This is a genomic window from Streptomyces sp. NPDC007929 (assembly GCF_042959065.1).
Lineage (GTDB): Bacteria > Actinomycetota > Actinomycetes > Streptomycetales > Streptomycetaceae > Streptomyces.
The window spans coordinates 68,414-84,904 of record NZ_JBIBKD010000016.1; the positions used below are offsets into that span (position 1 = coordinate 68,414).

16 protein-coding genes are annotated in these 16,491 nt (G+C 72.8%); 12 read left to right on the forward strand and 4 right to left on the reverse strand.

The features are described from left to right. The first annotated feature begins 22 nt into the window (after window positions 1-22). The 6 genes from cobM to cobC are packed head-to-tail and all read left to right on the forward strand — an operon-like array spanning window position 23 to window position 6,370. Window positions 23-841 (forward strand): precorrin-4 C(11)-methyltransferase, encoded by an 819-nt coding sequence (gene cobM / locus ACFZDE_RS36390; RefSeq protein ID WP_391005520.1) that lies wholly within the window; start codon window positions 23-25, stop codon window positions 839-841. Beyond that, window positions 838-2,076 carry a precorrin-6y C5,15-methyltransferase (decarboxylating) subunit CbiE gene (gene cbiE / locus ACFZDE_RS36395; RefSeq protein ID WP_391210428.1) on the forward strand — a complete coding sequence of 413 codons (1,239 nt, stop codon included), beginning with the start codon at window positions 838-840 and terminating at the stop codon, window positions 2,074-2,076. The genes cobM and cbiE overlap by 4 nt, the downstream gene beginning before the upstream one ends. Further along, complete coding sequence (cobJ, locus tag ACFZDE_RS36400; RefSeq protein ID WP_391210438.1) at window positions 2,073-3,764, forward strand: precorrin-3B C(17)-methyltransferase; 1,692 nt, start codon at window positions 2,073-2,075, stop codon at window positions 3,762-3,764. Before cbiE ends, cobJ begins: the two co-directional genes overlap by 4 nt. Beyond that, the gene (locus ACFZDE_RS36405; RefSeq protein ID WP_391210446.1) at window positions 3,761-4,348 is read left to right on the forward strand and encodes a precorrin-8X methylmutase; all 588 of its coding nucleotides are present in this window, start codon (window positions 3,761-3,763) and stop codon (window positions 4,346-4,348) included. Before cobJ ends, ACFZDE_RS36405 begins: the two co-directional genes overlap by 4 nt. After that, window positions 4,345-5,280 carry a CbiX/SirB N-terminal domain-containing protein gene (locus ACFZDE_RS36410; RefSeq protein ID WP_391005512.1) on the forward strand — a complete coding sequence of 312 codons (936 nt, stop codon included), beginning with the start codon at window positions 4,345-4,347 and terminating at the stop codon, window positions 5,278-5,280. The genes ACFZDE_RS36405 and ACFZDE_RS36410 overlap by 4 nt, the downstream gene beginning before the upstream one ends. Then, entirely contained in the window at window positions 5,270-6,370 is a 1,101-nt protein-coding gene (gene cobC / locus ACFZDE_RS36415) for an Rv2231c family pyridoxal phosphate-dependent protein CobC (RefSeq protein ID WP_391210458.1), read from the forward strand. Before ACFZDE_RS36410 ends, cobC begins: the two co-directional genes overlap by 11 nt. A 136-nt stretch (window positions 6,371-6,506) precedes the next feature. Here cobC and ACFZDE_RS36420 read toward each other — a convergent pair whose 3' ends face one another. After that, on the reverse strand, window positions 6,507-7,418 hold the full coding sequence (locus ACFZDE_RS36420) for an SCO1860 family LAETG-anchored protein (protein WP_391210470.1): 912 nt from the start codon (window positions 7,416-7,418) through the stop codon (window positions 6,507-6,509). 180 nt (window positions 7,419-7,598) lie between these two features. Continuing rightward, entirely contained in the window at window positions 7,599-8,690 is a 1,092-nt protein-coding gene (locus tag ACFZDE_RS36425; RefSeq protein WP_391210484.1) for an amidohydrolase family protein, read from the reverse strand. Between the two features lie 101 nt (window positions 8,691-8,791). Here ACFZDE_RS36425 and ACFZDE_RS36430 point away from each other — a divergent pair, with 101 nt between their 5' ends. From ACFZDE_RS36430 to thpD, 6 genes are all read left to right on the forward strand, one after another. Further along, window positions 8,792-9,910, forward strand: a complete 1,119-nt coding sequence (locus tag ACFZDE_RS36430; RefSeq protein ID WP_391210492.1) for an aminotransferase class V-fold PLP-dependent enzyme — start codon at window positions 8,792-8,794, stop codon at window positions 9,908-9,910. Between the two features lie 395 nt (window positions 9,911-10,305). Beyond that, window positions 10,306-10,842 carry a DUF664 domain-containing protein gene (locus ACFZDE_RS36435; protein WP_391005501.1) on the forward strand — a complete coding sequence of 179 codons (537 nt, stop codon included), beginning with the start codon at window positions 10,306-10,308 and terminating at the stop codon, window positions 10,840-10,842. Window positions 10,843-11,182: 340 nt separating this feature from the next. Continuing rightward, window positions 11,183-11,689, forward strand: a complete 507-nt coding sequence (gene ectA / locus ACFZDE_RS36440) for a diaminobutyrate acetyltransferase (protein WP_391210501.1) — start codon at window positions 11,183-11,185, stop codon at window positions 11,687-11,689. A gap of 60 nt (window positions 11,690-11,749) precedes the next feature. After that, the gene (gene ectB, locus ACFZDE_RS36445) at window positions 11,750-13,021 is read left to right on the forward strand and encodes a diaminobutyrate--2-oxoglutarate transaminase (RefSeq protein ID WP_391005497.1); all 1,272 of its coding nucleotides are present in this window, start codon (window positions 11,750-11,752) and stop codon (window positions 13,019-13,021) included. A 39-nt stretch (window positions 13,022-13,060) separates the two neighbouring features. Next, a complete protein-coding gene (locus ACFZDE_RS36450) occupies window positions 13,061-13,459 on the forward strand; it encodes an ectoine synthase (RefSeq protein WP_391005495.1) in 399 nt (132 codons plus the stop codon). A gap of 7 nt (window positions 13,460-13,466) precedes the next feature. Further along, window positions 13,467-14,375: an ectoine hydroxylase gene (thpD, locus tag ACFZDE_RS36455; RefSeq protein WP_391005493.1), complete on the forward strand. Its 909-nt coding sequence runs from the start codon at window positions 13,467-13,469 to the stop codon at window positions 14,373-14,375. 181 nt (window positions 14,376-14,556) lie between these two features. Here the strand turns inward: thpD and ACFZDE_RS36460 are convergent, their stop codons facing one another. Then, window positions 14,557-15,609, reverse strand: coding sequence for an aminotransferase class V-fold PLP-dependent enzyme (locus ACFZDE_RS36460; RefSeq protein ID WP_391210523.1), 1,053 nt, complete (start codon window positions 15,607-15,609; stop codon window positions 14,557-14,559). Window positions 15,610-15,704: 95 nt separating this feature from the next. Then, window positions 15,705-16,421, reverse strand: coding sequence for a DsbA family protein (locus tag ACFZDE_RS36465; RefSeq protein WP_391210528.1), 717 nt, complete (start codon window positions 16,419-16,421; stop codon window positions 15,705-15,707). Window positions 16,422-16,491 lie beyond the last annotated feature (70 nt).

Consider the following 16,491-nt stretch of genomic DNA (forward strand, 5'->3'; position numbering starts at 1 on the left):
GAAGGACGAAAGGACCCCTCCCATGGCCGACGCCCCCGCCGGCAAAGTGACCTTCGTCGGCGCCGGTCCCGGCGCCGCCGACCTGCTGACGTTCCGCGCCGCGCGCGCCATCGCCGAGGCCGACGTGGTGATCTGGGCGGCCAGCCTGGTGCAGGAGGAGGTCCTCGAACACGCCCGTGAGGGCGCGGAGATCCTCGACTCGGCGACCATGTCCCTGGAGGACGTCGTCGCCGTGTACGGGCGGGCCCGCGCCGAGGGGCTGCGGGTGGCCAGGATCCACTCCGGCGACCCGGCCCTGTGGGGCGGCACGCAGGAGCAGGTCGACCGCTGTGCCGAGCTCGGCATCGCGACCGAGATCGTGCCCGGGGTGTCCTCCTTCTCGGCCGTCGCGGCGCTCGCGCAGCGCGAGCTGACCATCCCGGAGGTCGCGCAGTCGGTCGTGCTGACCCGGCTGGGCGGCGGCAAGACGCCCATGCCGCCCGGGGAGGAGGTCCGGGAGTTCGCCAAGCACGGCACCACCATGGCGGTGTTCCTCTCCGCCGCCCGCAGCGGGCAGCTCGTGCGGGAGCTGCTGGAGGGCGGCTACCCGACGACGACCCCGGTCGTGGTGGCGTACCAGGCGACCTGGCCGGAGGAGCTGGTCGTGAAGTGCACGATCGGCACGCTGGAGGAGACGGTCAAGGAGCACAAGCTCTGGAAGCACACCCTGTTCCTGGTCGGCCCGGCGCTCGACGCCCACGGCACCCGCTCGCACCTGTACCACCCGGGGCACTTTCACGGGTACCGCAAGGCCGACCCCCAGGCCCGCCGGGCGCTGCGCGAGCGGGGGGCGAGTACGTGATCACGGTGGTCGGCACGGGGACGGGGGCGGTGCCTTCGGGCGAGGTCCTCGCCGGTGCCGAGCTGGTCGTGGGCGGGCGGCGGCATCTCGACGCCGCAGGCCTGCCCGGGACGGCCGAGCGGGTCGTGCTCGGGCCTCTCGCGCCGGCCCTCGACACCATCGGCGCGTACGTCGCGAAGGACCGCCCCGTTCTGGTGCTGGCCTCCGGCGACCCCGGGTTCTTCGGGATCGTGCGGGTGCTGGCGGAGCGGTTCGGGCCGGAGCGGCTGGACGTGCGGCCCGGGGTGTCGTCGGTCGCCGCCGCGTTCGCGCGGATCGGGCTGCCGTGGGACGACGCCGTGGTGGTGAGCGCTCACGGGCGGGAGCTGCGGACGGCCGTCAACGTGTGCCGGGCGCAGCCGAAGACGGCCGTGCTGACCGGCCCGGGCGCGGGTCCGGCGGAGCTGGGTGCCGCGTTGCGGGACGCGGCGCGGGTGCTGGTCGTCGCGTCCGGGCTGGGCTCGGACGCGGAGCGCGTGGAGCGGGTGACGCCCGCCGAGGCCGCGGCCCGGGACTGGGGCACGGCGGTGAACGTGGTGCTGTGCCTGGACGAGGCGCGGGCGCTCGGCCCCGTGCGGACGGTCGCGGGACCCGGGCAGCGGCCCGCCGGATGGGCCCTGGAGGAGGCGGAGTTCGCCCACCGGGACTCGATGATCACCAAGTTCGAGGTGCGGGCGCTGGCCCTCGCCCGGCTGGGGCCGCGCCCGGGCGACCTGGTGTGGGACGTGGGCGCGGGCTCGGGTTCCGTGGCCGCGGAGTGCGCGCGGCTGGGTGCGGCCGTCACCGCCGTGGAGAAGACCGCGGACGGCGTGGAGCGGGTCCGCGCCAACGCCGCCGTGCACGGTGTGGACGTGCGGGTGGTGCGGGGCGCGGCACCGGAGGCGCTCGAAGGGCTCGCCGAGACCCCGGACGCCGTGTTCGTGGGGGGCGGTGGGCGCGAACTGCCCGCGATCGTCGCCGCGTGCGCCCGGCGTGCCCGGCGCACGGTGGTCGTCGCGATGGCGGCGCTGGACCGGGTGCCGGAAGCGCGCGAGGCCCTGACGAGCGCCGGTCTCACCTGCGACGGCGTCCTGCTCCAGTCGTCGCGGCTCGCGCCGCTTCCCGGGGACGTGACCCGGCTCGCGGCGACCAACCCCGTTTTCCTGCTGTGGGGCGTCCGGCCCCCGGCAGCTGTCGAAGAAGGAGTCACCCAGTGATCGGCCTCATTTCCGCCACCGCGGCGGGAGCGGCTGCCCGGGACCGGCTGGCCGCGGCGTGGCCGGACCGCACCCGGGTGTACGAGGGTCCCGTCGGGGACGCCGTACGGACCGCGTTCGCGCAGTGCGAGCAGCTCGTGTGCTTCCTGGCGACGGGCGCCGTGGTGCGGCTGGTGGCACCGCTGCTGTCCGGCAAGACCGAGGACCCGGGCGTGGTGTGCGTCGACGAGGGCGGGCGGTTCGCCGTGTCCCTGCTGGGCGGGCACGCGGGCGGCGCCAACGAACTCGCCCGCGAGGTGGGTGATCTGCTGGGCGCCGAGCCGGTGGTGACGACGGCCACGGACGCCGTGGACCTGGCGGGCCTGGACACCCTCGGGCTGCCCGTGGAGGGCGATGTCGCCGGGGTGTCGCGGGCGCTGCTGGACGGCGAGGCGGTGGCGCTGCGGGCCGAGGTGGCCTGGCCGCTGCCGCCGCTGCCGGTGACGGACCAGGGGTCCTACACGATCCGGGTGACCGACCGGCTCGTGGCGGCGGCCGCGGGCGAGGTCGTGCTGCGTCCGCCGACGCTGGTCGTCGGGGTCGGGGCGTCCAAGGGCGCCCCCGTGGAGGAGGTCCTCGGACTGGTCGAGGGCGCCCTGCGGGAGGCCGGGCTGTCGGTGGCGTCCGTCGCCGAGCTGGCCACTGTCGACGCCAAGGCCGGTGAGCCCGCAATCGTCGAGGCCGCGCGGCGGCTCGGGGTGCCCCTGGTGACGTACTCCGCCGGGGAGCTGGCCGGGGTCGATGTGCCCAACCCGTCCGACGCGCCGCTCGCGGCCGTCGGGACCCCGTCCGTGGCGGAGGCCGCCGCGCTCGTCGGCGGGGGTGAACTCCTCGTGCCCAAGCGGAAGTCGGCCGCGAGCCCGGCGATGGCGACCTGTGCGGTCGTACGGCGGCCGGGGCGCGGGCGGCTCGCGGTGGTCGGGCTCGGGCCGGGCGCCCGGGACCTGCTCACACCCCGCGCGAAGGCCGAACTGCGGCGCGCTTCCGTACTCGTGGGGCTCGACCAGTACGTCGACCAGATCCGTGATCTGCTGCGGCCCGGCACCCGGATCCTGGAGTCGGGGCTAGGCGCCGAGGAGGAGCGGGCGCGCACGGCCGTCGAGGAGGCCCGCAAGGGGCAGGCCGTCGCGCTGATCGGCAGCGGGGACGCGGGCGTCTACGCCATGGCCTCCCCCGCGCTGGCCGAGGCCTCCGACGACATCGACGTGGTCGGTGTGCCCGGGGTGACGGCGGCGCTCGCGGCCGGTGCGATCCTGGGCGCCCCGCTGGGCCACGACCATGTGTCGATCAGCCTGTCCGACCTGCACACGCCGTGGGAGGTCATCGAGCGGCGGGTGCGGGCGGCGGCCGAGGCGGACATCGTGGTCACCTTCTACAACCCCCGTTCGCGCGGCCGTGACTGGCAGCTCCCCAAGGCGCTGGGCATCCTCGCCGAGCACCGGACCCCGCGGACGCCGGTGGGTGTCGTGCGCAACGCCTCGCGGCCGGACGAGTCCAGCCGGCTCACCACGCTGGGCTCCCTCGACCCGGCCACGGTCGACATGATGACCGTCGTGACCGTGGGCAACACGGCGACCCGGGACATCGCCGGGCGCATGGTGACGCCGCGCGGCTACCGCTGGCAGGCGGGACAGGAGGGGGCCGAGTGAACCGCGTCGTCCATCCCATCGAGGTGGAGTCCTACCGGCGCCTGCGCGCCCGGCTGGACACCTCGCACTTCCCGCCGCTGACCCGGGCGGTGGTGGAGCGGGTCATCCACTCCGCCGCCGACCTCGACTACGCCGACGACCTGGTCATGGACGAGGCCGACCTGGAGAAGGCGCACGCCGCGCTGCACGCCGGGGCGCCGGTTGTCGTGGACGTGGAGATGGTCGGCGCCGGGATCACCCGGCGCGAGACCGTCTGCCGTCTGAAGGACGCCGAGTCCGGTCCCGGTCTGACCCGGTCCGCGCACGCCATCCGGCTCGCCTACGAGCAGGTCGGCCCCGGCGCCCTCTGGGTGATCGGCAACGCGCCGACCGCGCTGGAGGAACTGCTGACGCTCGACGCCCGGCCCGCGCTCGTCATCGGACTGCCCGTCGGGTTCGTCGGAGCCGTCGAATCGAAGGCCGCGCTGCGCGAGAGCGGACTGCCCGCCGTGAGCAACGTGTCCGAGAAGGGCGGGTCGGCGGTCGCCGCCGCCGCGCTCAACGCCCTGCTGTACCACCCCACTTCCGCCGAGGAGAAACTGTGACCACCCCGCCCGCCCTGCTCATCGCCGGCCACGGCACCCGGGACGACGCCGGAGCGGAGGCGTTCCGCGACTTCGTACGGCAGCTGGGGGCCCGGCACCCCGAACTGCCCGTCGCGGGCGGCTTCATCGAGCTGTCCCCGCCGCCGCTGGGCGAGGCCGTCACCGAACTGGTCGAGCAGGGCGTGCGGCGCTTCGCCGCCGTCCCGCTGATGCTGGTGTCCGCCGGGCACGCCAAGGGCGACATCCCGGCGGCCCTGGCCCGCGAGAAGGAGCGGCACCCGGGCATCTCGTACACCTACGGGCGTCCGCTCGGCCCGCACCCGGCGCTGCTGAACGTGCTGGAGCGGCGTCTCGACGAGGCCCTCGGGTCGGCGGGCCGCACGCCCGGCGACCGTTCCGACGTGACGGTGCTGCTGGTCGGGCGCGGCTCCACGGACCCGGACGCCAACGCCGAGGTGCACAAGGCGGCCCGGCTGCTGTGGGAGGGCCGTGGGTACGCGGGCGTCGAGACGGCGTTCGTGTCGCTGGCGGCGCCTGACGTGCCGAGCGGGCTGGACCGCTGTGTGCGCCTCGGCGCGCGCCGGATCGTGGTCCTGCCGTACTTCCTGTTCACGGGCATCCTGCCGGACCGGGTACGGCACCAGACGGAGGGCTGGGCGGCCGCGCACCCGGAGGTCGAGGTGCTCTCGGCCGACGTCATCGGGCCGGAGCCGGAGCTGCTGGACCTGGTGTGGGAGCGGTACGAGGAGGCCGTCAAGGGCGATCTGCGGATGAACTGCGACTCGTGCGTGTACCGCATCGCGCTGCCGGGCTTCGAGGACAAGGTGGGCATGCCGCAGCAGCCGCACTTCCACCCGGACGACGACGACCACCACCACGGGCACGGGCACGGGCACGGGCACCACCACGGTGCTCACTCGCATGCGCACTGAGAACATGCGCACTGAGGGCATGCCGACCGAGAGCACGCGCGCCGAGAGCGGGCACGATCTGCGTCACCACGGGGACGCGGAGGTCCGGGACGACGGCGGCTCGCTCGTCGACCTGGCCGTGAACGTCCGCGCGGACACCCCGCCGGGGTGGCTGCGGGAGCACATCGCCGCGTCGCTCGGCGGGCTCGCGGCGTACCCGGACGGGCGTGCCGCGCGAGCGGCGGTGGCCGCGCGGCACGGGCTGTCGGTGGAGCGGGTGCTGCTGACGGCGGGCGCGGCGGAGGCGTTCGTGCTGCTGGCGCGGGCGCTGAAGGTGCGGCGGCCGGTCGTCGTGCACCCCCAGTTCACGGAACCGGAGGCGGCGCTGCGGGACGCGGGGCACACGGTCGGCCGGGTGCTGCTGCGGGAGGAGAACGGCTTCCGGCTGGAGCCGGCGGCCGTGCCCGGGGACGCGGACCTGGTGGTGATCGGCAACCCGACGAACCCGACGTCGGTGCTGCACCCGGCGGACGCGATCGCCTCGCTCGCCCGGCCCGGGCGGGTGCTGGTGGTGGACGAGGCGTTCATGGACGCGGTGCCGGGCGAGAGCGAGGCCCTCGCCGGCCGCGTCGACGTGCCGGGGCTCGTGGTGCTGCGCAGCCTCACGAAGACGTGGGGGCTGGCCGGGCTGCGGATCGGCTATGTCCTGGCGGCGCCGGAGACGATCGAGGACCTCCAGCGGGCGCAGCCGCTGTGGCCGGTGTCGACTCCGGCGCTGGCCGCGGCCGAGGCGTGCGTGGGGCCCCGTGCGGTGGCGGAGGCGGCCCACGCGGCGCATCGCGTCGCGGCGGACCGCGACCGTCTGCTGACCGGGCTGGCCCGGTTCGCCCCGGCCGGGCTGCGGGTGGCCGGGCCCGCACACGGCCCGTTCGTCCTGATCCGGGTCCCCGGGGCGTCCGCCGTCCGCCGGCGCCTGCGCGACCTCGGCTACGCCGTGCGCCGGGGGGACACGTTCCCCGGGCTGGACGGGGAGTGGCTCCGGCTGGCGGTACGCGACCGCGCCACGACCGACGGGTTTCTGCACGCCCTGGAACGCGCCCTGACGGACTGACACGCCGCCTTGCGGGTGCACCCGGGCCGGATCCAACCCGCGGTACGCGACCGCGCCACCACCGACGGGTCTCTGCACGCCCTGGAACGCGCCCTGACGCACTGACACGCCGCCTTGCGGGTGCACCCGGGCCGGATCAGCCCCGGCGGCGGGCCAGGGCCACCCCTCCCCCGCCTGCCGCGAGCAGGACGACGGCGGCGCCCACGAGGTACGGCGTGGCCGACCCACCGCCGGTCTCGGCCAGGTCCGCCCCGGCGGGTTCGCCCTGCGGCTTCACGTCGGCGGGCGGGTCGGACGGCTCGGCCGGGGGCTGGGCGGCGGCTTCGGGCCGCGGGGCCTCGCAGGTCGCCTCGGCCAAAGTGAGCGTGCCGTCGACCTCCGCGACGTTCAGCTTCAACGGGTTGACGTTCACCTTGAGTTCGAGGGCGGTGGCGGCGGCCGTACGGGTCGTGGTCCGGGTACGGGAGAGGTCCAGGCGGACCTCGCCGACGCCCGGCACCTTGACGTGCGTCGGGCCGCCGGCGGTCAGCCTCACGCGCTTTCCGAGCACGGTCACCGAGCCGGGCAGGCCGGTCGTGGCGAACGGCTTCCTCCCGACCTCGCAGGTGGCCCGGGCTGTGACCTTCTCCACCTCGATCAGGGACAGCAGGGGCAGGCCGGGGACGTGGAGGCGGGCGCGGGCCAGGGTGCTGCTCCCCTCGGACCTGGTCGCGGTCGTCGTGGCTCTCGCCTCGGCCACGTCCGCGCGCAGCACTTGGAACGGCCGGCCGCCGTCCACCGCGTCGAGGGTGGCCGTCAACGTGGTCTTGTCGGCGCTCCGCGGGGCCCGGACGTCGTTGAGGGTGACGGTGAGCGGGACGTTCACCGACTTGTTCAGCAGGGAGACGTCCAGGCCGGTACGCAGGACGACGGCGCTCGCGCGACCGTGGTCGCCGGTGGCGTACGCCGGGCTCACGCCGGTCAGCGCCAGGGGCCCGGCGGCGAGGGCCGTGACGGTCGCGACGGTCGCCATCCGGCGTACGGGCATGCGGAAGGAAGGGCTGTTCACGGTGGGGACTCCAGGAAAGACAGGCTCGGGACCCGCAAAGAATCGCCGCACCGCGCGCCCGCCGTCAGCGATCCGACACCGCTTCACTCCAACGTGGCGATACCGAGGATCCATTCGAATCCCCCGGGACGGGTGTTCCACCCGACCACCCTCGCGGGGCCTGGGTCCGTCGCCCCGCGGCTACCCGACCACACGCCCGTTCAGCACCACCCGGCGTGGGGACGCCAGGACACGGACGTCGGCCCTCGGGTCCTCGTCGTAGACGATGAGGTCGGCGGGGGCGCCCTCGTCCAGGCCCGGGCGGCCGAGCCAGGCCCGGGCCGTCCAGGTACCTGCGGCGAGGGCGTCGACGGGCGGGATGCCGGCCGTGACGAGTTCGGCGACCTCGGCCGCCGCCAGACCGTGGGCGAGGCCGCCGCCGGCGTCGGTGCCGACGAAGACCGGGATCCCGGCGTCGTAGGCGCCCCGGACGGTGTCGTAGCGGCGCTCGTGGAGTCGGCGCATATGGGCCGACCAGCGCGGGAAGCGGGCCTCGCCGCCGTCCGCGAGCTGCGGGAAGGTGGCGATGTTGACCAGGGTCGGGACGATGGCGACGCCGCGTTCGGCGAACAGCGGGACGAGGTCCTCGGTCAGGCCCGTCGCGTGTTCGATGCAGTCGATGCCCGCCTCCACGAGGTCCCGCAGGGAGTCCTCGGAGAAGCAGTGCGCGGTGACACGGGCACCCAGCCGGTGGGCCTCGGCGATCGCCGCCTCGACCGCCTCGCGCGGCCAGCACGCCGACAGGTCCCCGAGGTCGCGGTCGATCCAGTCCCCCACCAGCTTGACCCAGCCGTCGCCGCGCCGGGCCTCCTGGGCGACGTAGGCGACCAGGTCCTCCGGCTCGATCTCCCAGGCGTAGTTGCGGATGTAGCGACGGGTGCGGGCGATGTGCCGCCCGGCTCGGATGATCTTCGGCAGGTCCTCGCGGTCGTCGATCCACCGGGTGTCAGAGGGCGAGCCGGCGTCACGGATGAGCAGCGTGCCGGCGTCCCGATCGGTGAGGGCCTGCTTCTCGGCGACGTCCTCGGGGACCGGGCCGTGCCGGTCGAGTCCGACGTGGCAGTGCGCGTCGACGAGGCCGGGCAGGGCCCAGCCGACGACCGTGCGGATGTCACGGGCGCCGGCGGGACGGTCGTAGGAGATGCGGCCGTCGACCACCCACAGCTCGTCCCGGACGTCCTCGGGTCCGACGAGCACCCGTCCCTTCACGTGCAGCACCGTGCGATCGCTCATGCACCGCACCTTAGTGAGGTGGACGCGGGGCCTCGAAGGGGGGCGAGCGGCCGCCGGTTACCCTCGATGCCGTCGAACCTGTGAGTGAAGAGAGCACTGCCGTGACGCATCCGTTTCTGGACCTGGCCCCGCTCGGCGCGGACCGCTTCGCCGCGATCGAGGACCGCGTGGCGCGGCTGCTGAGCACCCGGCAGGACGTGGTGATCATGCAGGGCGAGGCGCTGCTGCCGCTGGAGGGCGCGATCCGTGCCGCGGCCGGTCCGGGCACGACGGCGCTGAACGTCGTCACGGGGCCCTACGGGCAGACCTTCGGCGACTGGCTGCGGGACTGCGGTGCCACGGTGATCGACCTGTCGGTGCCCTTCCACACGGCGGTGACGGCCAAGGAGATCCGACAGGCCTTCACCGAGCACCCGGAGATCGACTTCGTGTCGCTGGTGCACGCGGAGGCGGCGACCGGCAACACCAACCCGGTCGCGGAGATCGGCGAGGTCGTACGGGCGCACGGGGCGCTGTTCTACCTGGACGCGGTGGCCTCGATCGGGGCCGAGCCGGTGCTGCCGGACGCGTGGGGCGTGGACCTGTGCGTGATCGGCGCGCAGAAGGCGATGGGCGGTCCGGCCGGGGTGTCGGCGGTGTCGGTGAGCGAGCGGGCGTGGGCGCGGATGGCGGCCAACCCGAGGGCGCCGCGGCGGTCGTACCTGTCGCTCCTCGACTGGAAGGAGCGGTGGATCGACGGTGGCCGCAAGGCGCTGCTGCACGCTCCGGCCCAGCTGGAGATGCTGGCCCTTGAGGCGTGTGTGGAGCGGATCGAGGCGGCCGGTCTCGACGCCGTGATGGCCCGGCACGCGTCCGCCGCGGCGGCGACCCGGGCCGGGGCGGTCGCGCTCGGTGGCGGGCTGGAGCCGTACGTGTACGAGGCACGGGACGCGGCGCCCGTCGCCACGACGCTGCGGGCGCCGTCGGGGGTGGTGGCCGCGGAGCTGGTCCGGCGGGCGCTGGAGGCGGATCCGGCGGTTCCGCTGGCCGCGGGCGGCGGCCCGCTGGCCAAGGAGATGATCCGGGTCAACCATTACGGCGCGGACGCGACGCCGGGCGCGGTGCGGGCGAGCCTGGCAGCGCTGGGCGCGGCGCTGTCCGAGCAGCGGCTGAGCGTGGATGTGGAGGCGGCGCTGCGGGCCGCCGAGGGGGCGTGGCGGCAGCGGCCGGCCGAGGCGTGAAGCAGACTCCGACGCAAGTCGGCCGAGGCCTGAAGCGGCCCCCGAAGCAGACCGACTGACGCCCGAAGCGAACCCCGACTCGGACCGGCTGACGCCCGAAGCCAACCCCGAAGCAACCCGGCTGAGACCCGACGCGGATCCCGACGCAGGCCGACCGAGACTCGACGCGAACCCCGACCCGGACCCGCTGAGACCCGACGCGGACCCCGACTCGGACCGGCTGACGCCCGCAGCCGACCCCGAAGCGACCTGGCTGACGCCCCAAGCAACCCGGCTGTGGCCTGGAGCGGGCCGCAGAACAGGCCTGAAGCAAGCCCCGAGGCGAGGTCCGGGGCTTCTCGCGCCCGCCGCCCCTTCGAGCGGCCGCTGTCAGTGGCGCATGCCATGCTGCCCGGATGACCGACACACCCGCGGAGATCTTCCCGACCCTGCCCGACGGCCGCCCCGTCCCCCGTCTCACGGGCGACGAGCGGGCCATGCTCGAGAGCTGGCTGGACTTCCACCGGGCCACGCTGGAGCTGAAGTGCGCCGGGCTGGACGACGCGCAGGTGCGGACAGCCGCCATCGAGCCGTCGTCGCTCACCCTGCTCGGGCTGGTGCAGCACCTCGCGGAGGTCGAGCGGAACTGGTTCCAGAGAGTGACCGCCGGGCTCACCGTGGCACCCGTGTTCGAGGACGCGATGGGCTACGCGCTGGATCCGGCCCGGGGGCTCGACGAGGCGCTCGGGATCTGGCGGCGGGAGATCGCGCGGGGTCGGGAGCTGTGCGCGGGGTTGCCGCTGGACCACGTCGGGCGGGTCGCCGAGGGGCCGATACCCGGCATGGAGGTCAGTCTGCGCTGGGTCTTCATCCACATGATCGAGGAGTACGCACGGCACAACGGTCACGCCGATCTCCTGCGGGAACGCATCGACGGAGTGACCGGGGCTTGAATTGCACGTGCTTTCCGATACATCTCACATATAAGCTGGCACACAATTAGAGAATTCCCCCGAGAACAGCTTCCCGTATTCTTCTGCCCGCTTTTCCCGGTCCTAAACGCGTGGATTTTGAGGAAGCTCCGAGGGCAAATCCTGGCGGGTCGCGCGGAGCTTACACGGCTGTGACGCGTTACACATCACGACCGTTTTGACCGGTAATTCCCGTACAATATCGGGCATTCCTCCGCCCTGCTGAGCCGAGCCACGCGCTCGCGCGATAACACAGACGTGGCTGATATGTAACCCCACTCGGCGATGCAATTTCGAATTTCGCTGGGTAAGTTCAATTCGCATGACTGCCGTACAAGCAGATCCGCAAATCGACCGCCCCACGATGGCTGACGGAGCCGCACTCTGGCGGATGGCGAAGGACTCGAAGGTTCTCGACCTGAACTCGTCCTACAGCTATCTGCTGTGGTGCCGTGACTTCGCCGCCACCTCGGCCGTCGCCCGCGACGAGCAGGGCGAGCCGATGGGTTTCATCACCGGGTACGTGCGGCCGGACAGCCCGCGCACCCTGCTGGTCTGGCAGGTGGCGGTGGACGAGGCCCACCGCGGGCGCGGGCTGGCCGCCGCGCTGCTCGACGGCCTGGTCGCACGGACCACGGCCGAGACGGGGGTGACGACGGTGGAGACCACCATCACCCCGGGCAACACCGCCTCGGAGCGCCTGTTCACGTCGTTCGCCGAGCGTCACGGCGCCCGGCTGGAGCGCGAGGTGCTGTTCGACACGGGCCTGTTCCCGGACGGGCCGCACGACGCAGAGGTGCTGTACCGCATCGGCCCCCTGCCCCACTGACTTCTTCGACGTCCCGCCCGACACCGCAGACTTCCCCCACGCACCGAGGAGCGATTCTTCGTGACCATCACCCAGCCCGACCTGAGTGTCTTCGAGACCGTCGAGTCCGAGGTACGCAGCTACTGCCGCGGCTGGCCCGCCGTCTTCGACCGTGCGGTGGGAAGCCGCATGTACGACGAGGACGGCCATGAGTACCTCGACTTCTTCGCCGGAGCGGGGTCACTGAACTACGGGCACAACAACCCGGTCCTGAAACGCGCGCTGATCGACTACCTGGAGCGGGACGGCGTCACGCACGGGCTCGACATGTCGACCACCGCCAAGCGCACGTTCCTGGAGGCCTTCCAGAACCTGCTGCTGCGCCCGCGCGACCTGCCGTACAAGGTCATGTTCCCGGGCCCGACCGGCACCAACGCCGTGGAGGCCGCGCTGAAGCTGGCGCGCAAGGTGAAGGGACGCGAGTCGATCGTGTCGTTCACCAACGCCTTCCACGGCATGTCGCTGGGCTCGCTGGCCGTCACCGGCAACGCCTTCAAGCGGGCCGGCGCCGGTATCCCGCTGGTGCACGGCACCCCGATGCCGTTCGACAACTACTTCGACGGCACGGTCGAGGACTTCCTGTGGTTCGAGCGGCTGCTGGAGGACCAGGGCTCCGGCCTGAACAAGCCGGCCGCCGTGATCGTCGAGACCGTGCAGGGCGAGGGCGGCATCAACGTGGCCCGGCCCGAGTGGCTGCGGGCGCTGTCCGAGCTGTGCGAGCGGCAGGACATGCTGCTGATCGTCGACGACATCCAGATGGGCTGCGGCCGTACCGGCGCGTTCTTCTCCTTCGAGGAGGCGGGCATCACGCCGGACATCGTCACCGTGTCGAAGTCGATCAGCGGTTACGGCATGCCCATGTCGCTGTGCCTGTTCAAGCCGGAGCTGGACGTCTGGGAGCCCGGCGAGCACAACGGCACCTTCCGCGGCAACAACCCCGCGTTCGTCACGGCCACCGCGACCCTGGAGACGTACTGGGCCGACGGTTCCGCGATGGAGAAGCAGACCCGCAAGCGCGGCGAGCAGGTCGAGCAGGCGCTGATCTCCATCACCGAGGAGAACCTGGCCGACGTGAAGGAGTACCGGGGCCGCGGCCTGGTGTGGGGCCTGGAGTTCCACGACAAGGAGCGCGCCAACAAGGTCGCCAAGCGCGCCTTCGAGCTCGGACTGCTCATCGAGACGTCCGGCCCGGAGAGCGAGGTCGTGAAGATGCTCCCCGCCCTCACCATCACGCCGGAGGAGCTGGACGAGGGCCTGAGCATGCTGGCCCGCGCCGTCCGAGAGACCGCCTGACCAACCGAGCACCACCCATCTAGGAGGCATCGCAGCACCGTGATTGTCCGTTCGTTCAAGGAGATCGAAGGTACCGACCGGCACGTGAAGGCGGCGTCCGGTACGTGGGAGAGCAAACGCATCGTCCTCGCCAAGGAGAAGGTCGGCTTCTCCCTGCACGAGACGATCCTGTACGCGGGTACGGAGACGTCGATGTGGTACGCGAACCACATCGAGGCCGTCGTCTGCGTGGAGGGCGAGGCCGAGCTGACCGACCACGAGTCCGGGCTGACGCACACCATCACGCCCGGCACCATGTACCTCCTGGACGGGCACGAGAGGCACACGCTGCGGGTCAAGAAGGATTTCCGCTGCCTCTGCGTGTTCAACCCGCCCGTGACCGGACGGGAGGACCACGACGAGAACGGCGTCTACCCGCTGCTCACCGAGGAGGTGTGACGTTTCCATGACCGCCACCACCGACACCACCACCGGTATCCCCGACCTCTACCCCAGTCGCGGTGCCACCGAGGCACTGGTCCCGCGCCAGGACCCGGTCGTCTGGGGCGCACCCGACGCCCCGGGCCCGGTCGCCCCGGCCGACCTGCTGTCCTTCGAGCGCGACGGCTTCCTGGCCATCGACGAGCTCATCACCGAGGACGAGGTCGCGGTCTACCGCAACGAGCTGAACCGGCTGGTCAACGACCCGGACATGCGCGCCGACGAGCGGTCGATCGTCGAGCCGAAGTCCAAGGAGATCCGCACGGTCTTCGAGGTGCACAAGATCAGCGAGGTGTTCGCCCGGCTGGTCCGCGACGAACGGGTCGTCGGACGGGCGCGGCAGATCCTCGGTTCGGACGTGTACGTCCACCAGTCGCGGATCAACGTCAAGCCGGGGTTCGGTGCCAGTGGCTTCTACTGGCACTCGGACTTCGAGACGTGGCACGCCGAGGACGGCCTGCCGCGGATGCGCACGGTGTCCGTCTCGATCGCGCTGACCGAGAACTTCGACACCAACGGCGGACTCATGATCATGCCGGGGTCGCACAAGACGTTCCTCGGGTGTGCGGGTGAGACGCCGAAGGACAACTACAAGAAGTCGCTGCAGATGCAGGACGCGGGCACGCCGTCCGACGAGGCGCTGACCCAGATGGCCACGCAGCACGGCATCAAGTTGTTCACCGGCAAGGCCGGTTCGGCGACCTGGTTCGACTGCAACGCCATGCACGGTTCCGGCGACAACATCACGCCGTTCCCGCGCAGCAACGTGTTCATCGTGTTCAACAGTGTGGAGAACACGGCGGTCGAACCCTTCGCGGCGCCGGTACGGCGACCGGAGTTCATCGGGGCGCGGGACTTCACTCCCGTGCGGTGACCGCTCTTCGGCCGGGGGCCCGGGGGTCGCCCCCCGGACATCACAGCATCGGGGCGCGGGACTTCACTCCCGTGCGGTGACCGCCGTCGCGGTGGGATGACTGCATGACGGTGAGATGACCGCGTGACAGAGCTGCCGGGTGGGGCCTCCTCGTGTGGGACGGGAGGCCCCACCCGGTTTCTCATGCCGTCAGGGCGTCCAGGAGCCGGTCGACGTCCGCGGCCGTGTTGTACAGGTGGAACGCCGCCCGCAGGTTCCCGGCCCGGTCGGAGACCTCGATACCGGCCCGGCTCAGTTCGTCCTGCCGGTGGCCGAGCCCGGGCACCGACACGATCGCCGAGCCCGGCGCGGGCACCGGTTCGTGGCCCAGCCCGGCGAGCCCGGCGCGGAACCGGTCCGCGAGGCCGACGTCGTGGGCGTGCACCACGTCGACGCCGATCTCCTCAAGCAGCTCCAGCGAGGCACGCAGCCCGGCGTAGGTGAACAGGGACGGGCTGACGTCGAACCGCCGCGCGGAGTGGGCGAGTTCCTCGACGGGGCCGTAGCAGCTGTCCCAGGGGCGTTCGCCCGCGACCCAGCCCGCGAGCAGCGGTGTGAGCCCGCCGAAGTCCGGCGGGACGACGAGGAACGAGGCCCCGTGCGGGCCCAGCAGCCACTTGAATCCGACGGCCGCGGTGAAATCGTCGGCGTCGGCCTCCATCGGCAGCCAGCCGGCCGACTGCGAGGCGTCGACGTAGGTACGGGCGCCGTGGGTGCGTGCCGCGGCGCGCACGGCCGGGAGGTCGGCGAGGCGGCCGTCGGCGGACTGCGCGGCGCTGACCGCGACCAGCGCGGTGTCCGGGCGGACGGACTCCGCGAGCCGCTCCAGCGGCACGGCCCGCACCTTGAGGTCGCCGCGCTGGTGGAACGGGTTCACCAGGGAGGAGAAGTCGCCCTCCGCCGTGAGGACTTCGGCCCCCGCGGGCAGCGAGGCGGCGATCAGCCCGCCGTACTCGGCGACCGAGGCCCCGGCCGCGACGCGTTCGGCCGGAACGCCGGCCAGCCGGGCGAAGGACGCGCGGGCGGCCTCCACGTCCTCGTACAGGGGCCCCAGGGGCGTGCCCTCGGCACGCATCCGCACCGCCGACTGCACGGCGGCGGCGGTCCGGGCGGGCAGGAGCCCGTTGCTCGCGGTGTTGAGGTAGGTGTGCTTCGGGGTGAACTCGGCACGGACGAGGTTCTCGAAGGTCTCCATGGGACCACTCTGCGTCCCAGGGATCTCTCCGTCCATTGCCGATTTCTGCGCGATGCCGCGAAGGAACGCTTATGGATGCGCTGTGACCTGGGCGTTCAGTGCTGGGGCACGGCGCAGCCGTCCGGGCCGCAGGCGTCCGCCTCGTCGCCGCCGTCGACGATCCTCAGAGGCGCGGGCTCGCCGTAGGCCTGGGTGAGGGCGCGGGCGAAGACCTCGGCGGGCTGGGCGCCGGAGACGCCGTACTTGCGGTCGAGGACGAAGAAGGGCACACCGTTCGCACCGAGCTGTGCGGCCTCGCGCTCGTCGGCGCGGACCTCGTCGGCGTACGCGCCCGGGTCGGCGAGCACCGCGCGCACGGCTTCGGTGTCGAGACCGGCGGCGGAGGCGAGCTCCACCAGTCGTTCGTCGTCGTTGAAGACGGACCGTTCCTCGGCGAAGTTGGCCCGGTAGAGCAGGTCGAGCAGTCGCTCCTGACGGCCCTGCGCCTTGGCGAAGTGCAGCAGGCGGTGCATGTCGAAGGTGCTGCCGTGGTCGCGGCCGCGGGTGCGGTAGTCGAGGCCTTCCGCCGCGGCCTGGGCGCCGAGGTTGTCCTCGCCCGCCTCGGCCTGCGCGGCGCTCATCCCGTACTTCCGGGTGAGCATCGTGATCACGGGCTGGATGTCGTCCTTGGCGCGGCCGGGGTCCAGCTCGAAGGAGCGGTGCACGACCTCGACCTCGTCGCGGTGCGGGAAGTCCCGCAGCGCCTTGTCGAAGCGGGCCTTGCCCACGTAGCACCAGGGGCAGGCGATGTCGCTCCAGATCTCGACGCGCATGTCTCGGCTCTCTCCAGGTCGTACGGGTACGGAGACTCCCTCCGCCGAGTGGATGAACGTTCAAGCAGCA

Bases quoted from the DNA above. Each gene is read 5' to 3' on its own strand.
- cobM (WP_391005520.1), top strand. From the start codon at position 23: ATGGCCGACGCCCCCGCCGGCAAAGTGACCTTCGTCGGCGCCGGTCCC.
- cobC (WP_391210458.1), top strand. From the start codon at position 5,270: ATGCGCACTGAGAACATGCGCACTGAGGGCATGCCGACCGAGAGCACG.
- ACFZDE_RS36425 (WP_391210484.1), bottom strand. From the start codon at position 8,690: ATGAGCGATCGCACGGTGCTGCACGTGAAGGGACGGGTGCTCGTCGGA.
- ACFZDE_RS36435 (WP_391005501.1), top strand. From the start codon at position 10,306: ATGACCGACACACCCGCGGAGATCTTCCCGACCCTGCCCGACGGCCGC.
- ectA (WP_391210501.1), top strand. From the start codon at position 11,183: ATGACTGCCGTACAAGCAGATCCGCAAATCGACCGCCCCACGATGGCT.
- thpD (WP_391005493.1), top strand. From the start codon at position 13,467: ATGACCGCCACCACCGACACCACCACCGGTATCCCCGACCTCTACCCC.
- ACFZDE_RS36460 (WP_391210523.1), bottom strand. From the start codon at position 15,609: ATGGAGACCTTCGAGAACCTCGTCCGTGCCGAGTTCACCCCGAAGCAC.
- ACFZDE_RS36465 (WP_391210528.1), bottom strand. From the start codon at position 16,421: ATGCGCGTCGAGATCTGGAGCGACATCGCCTGCCCCTGGTGCTACGTG.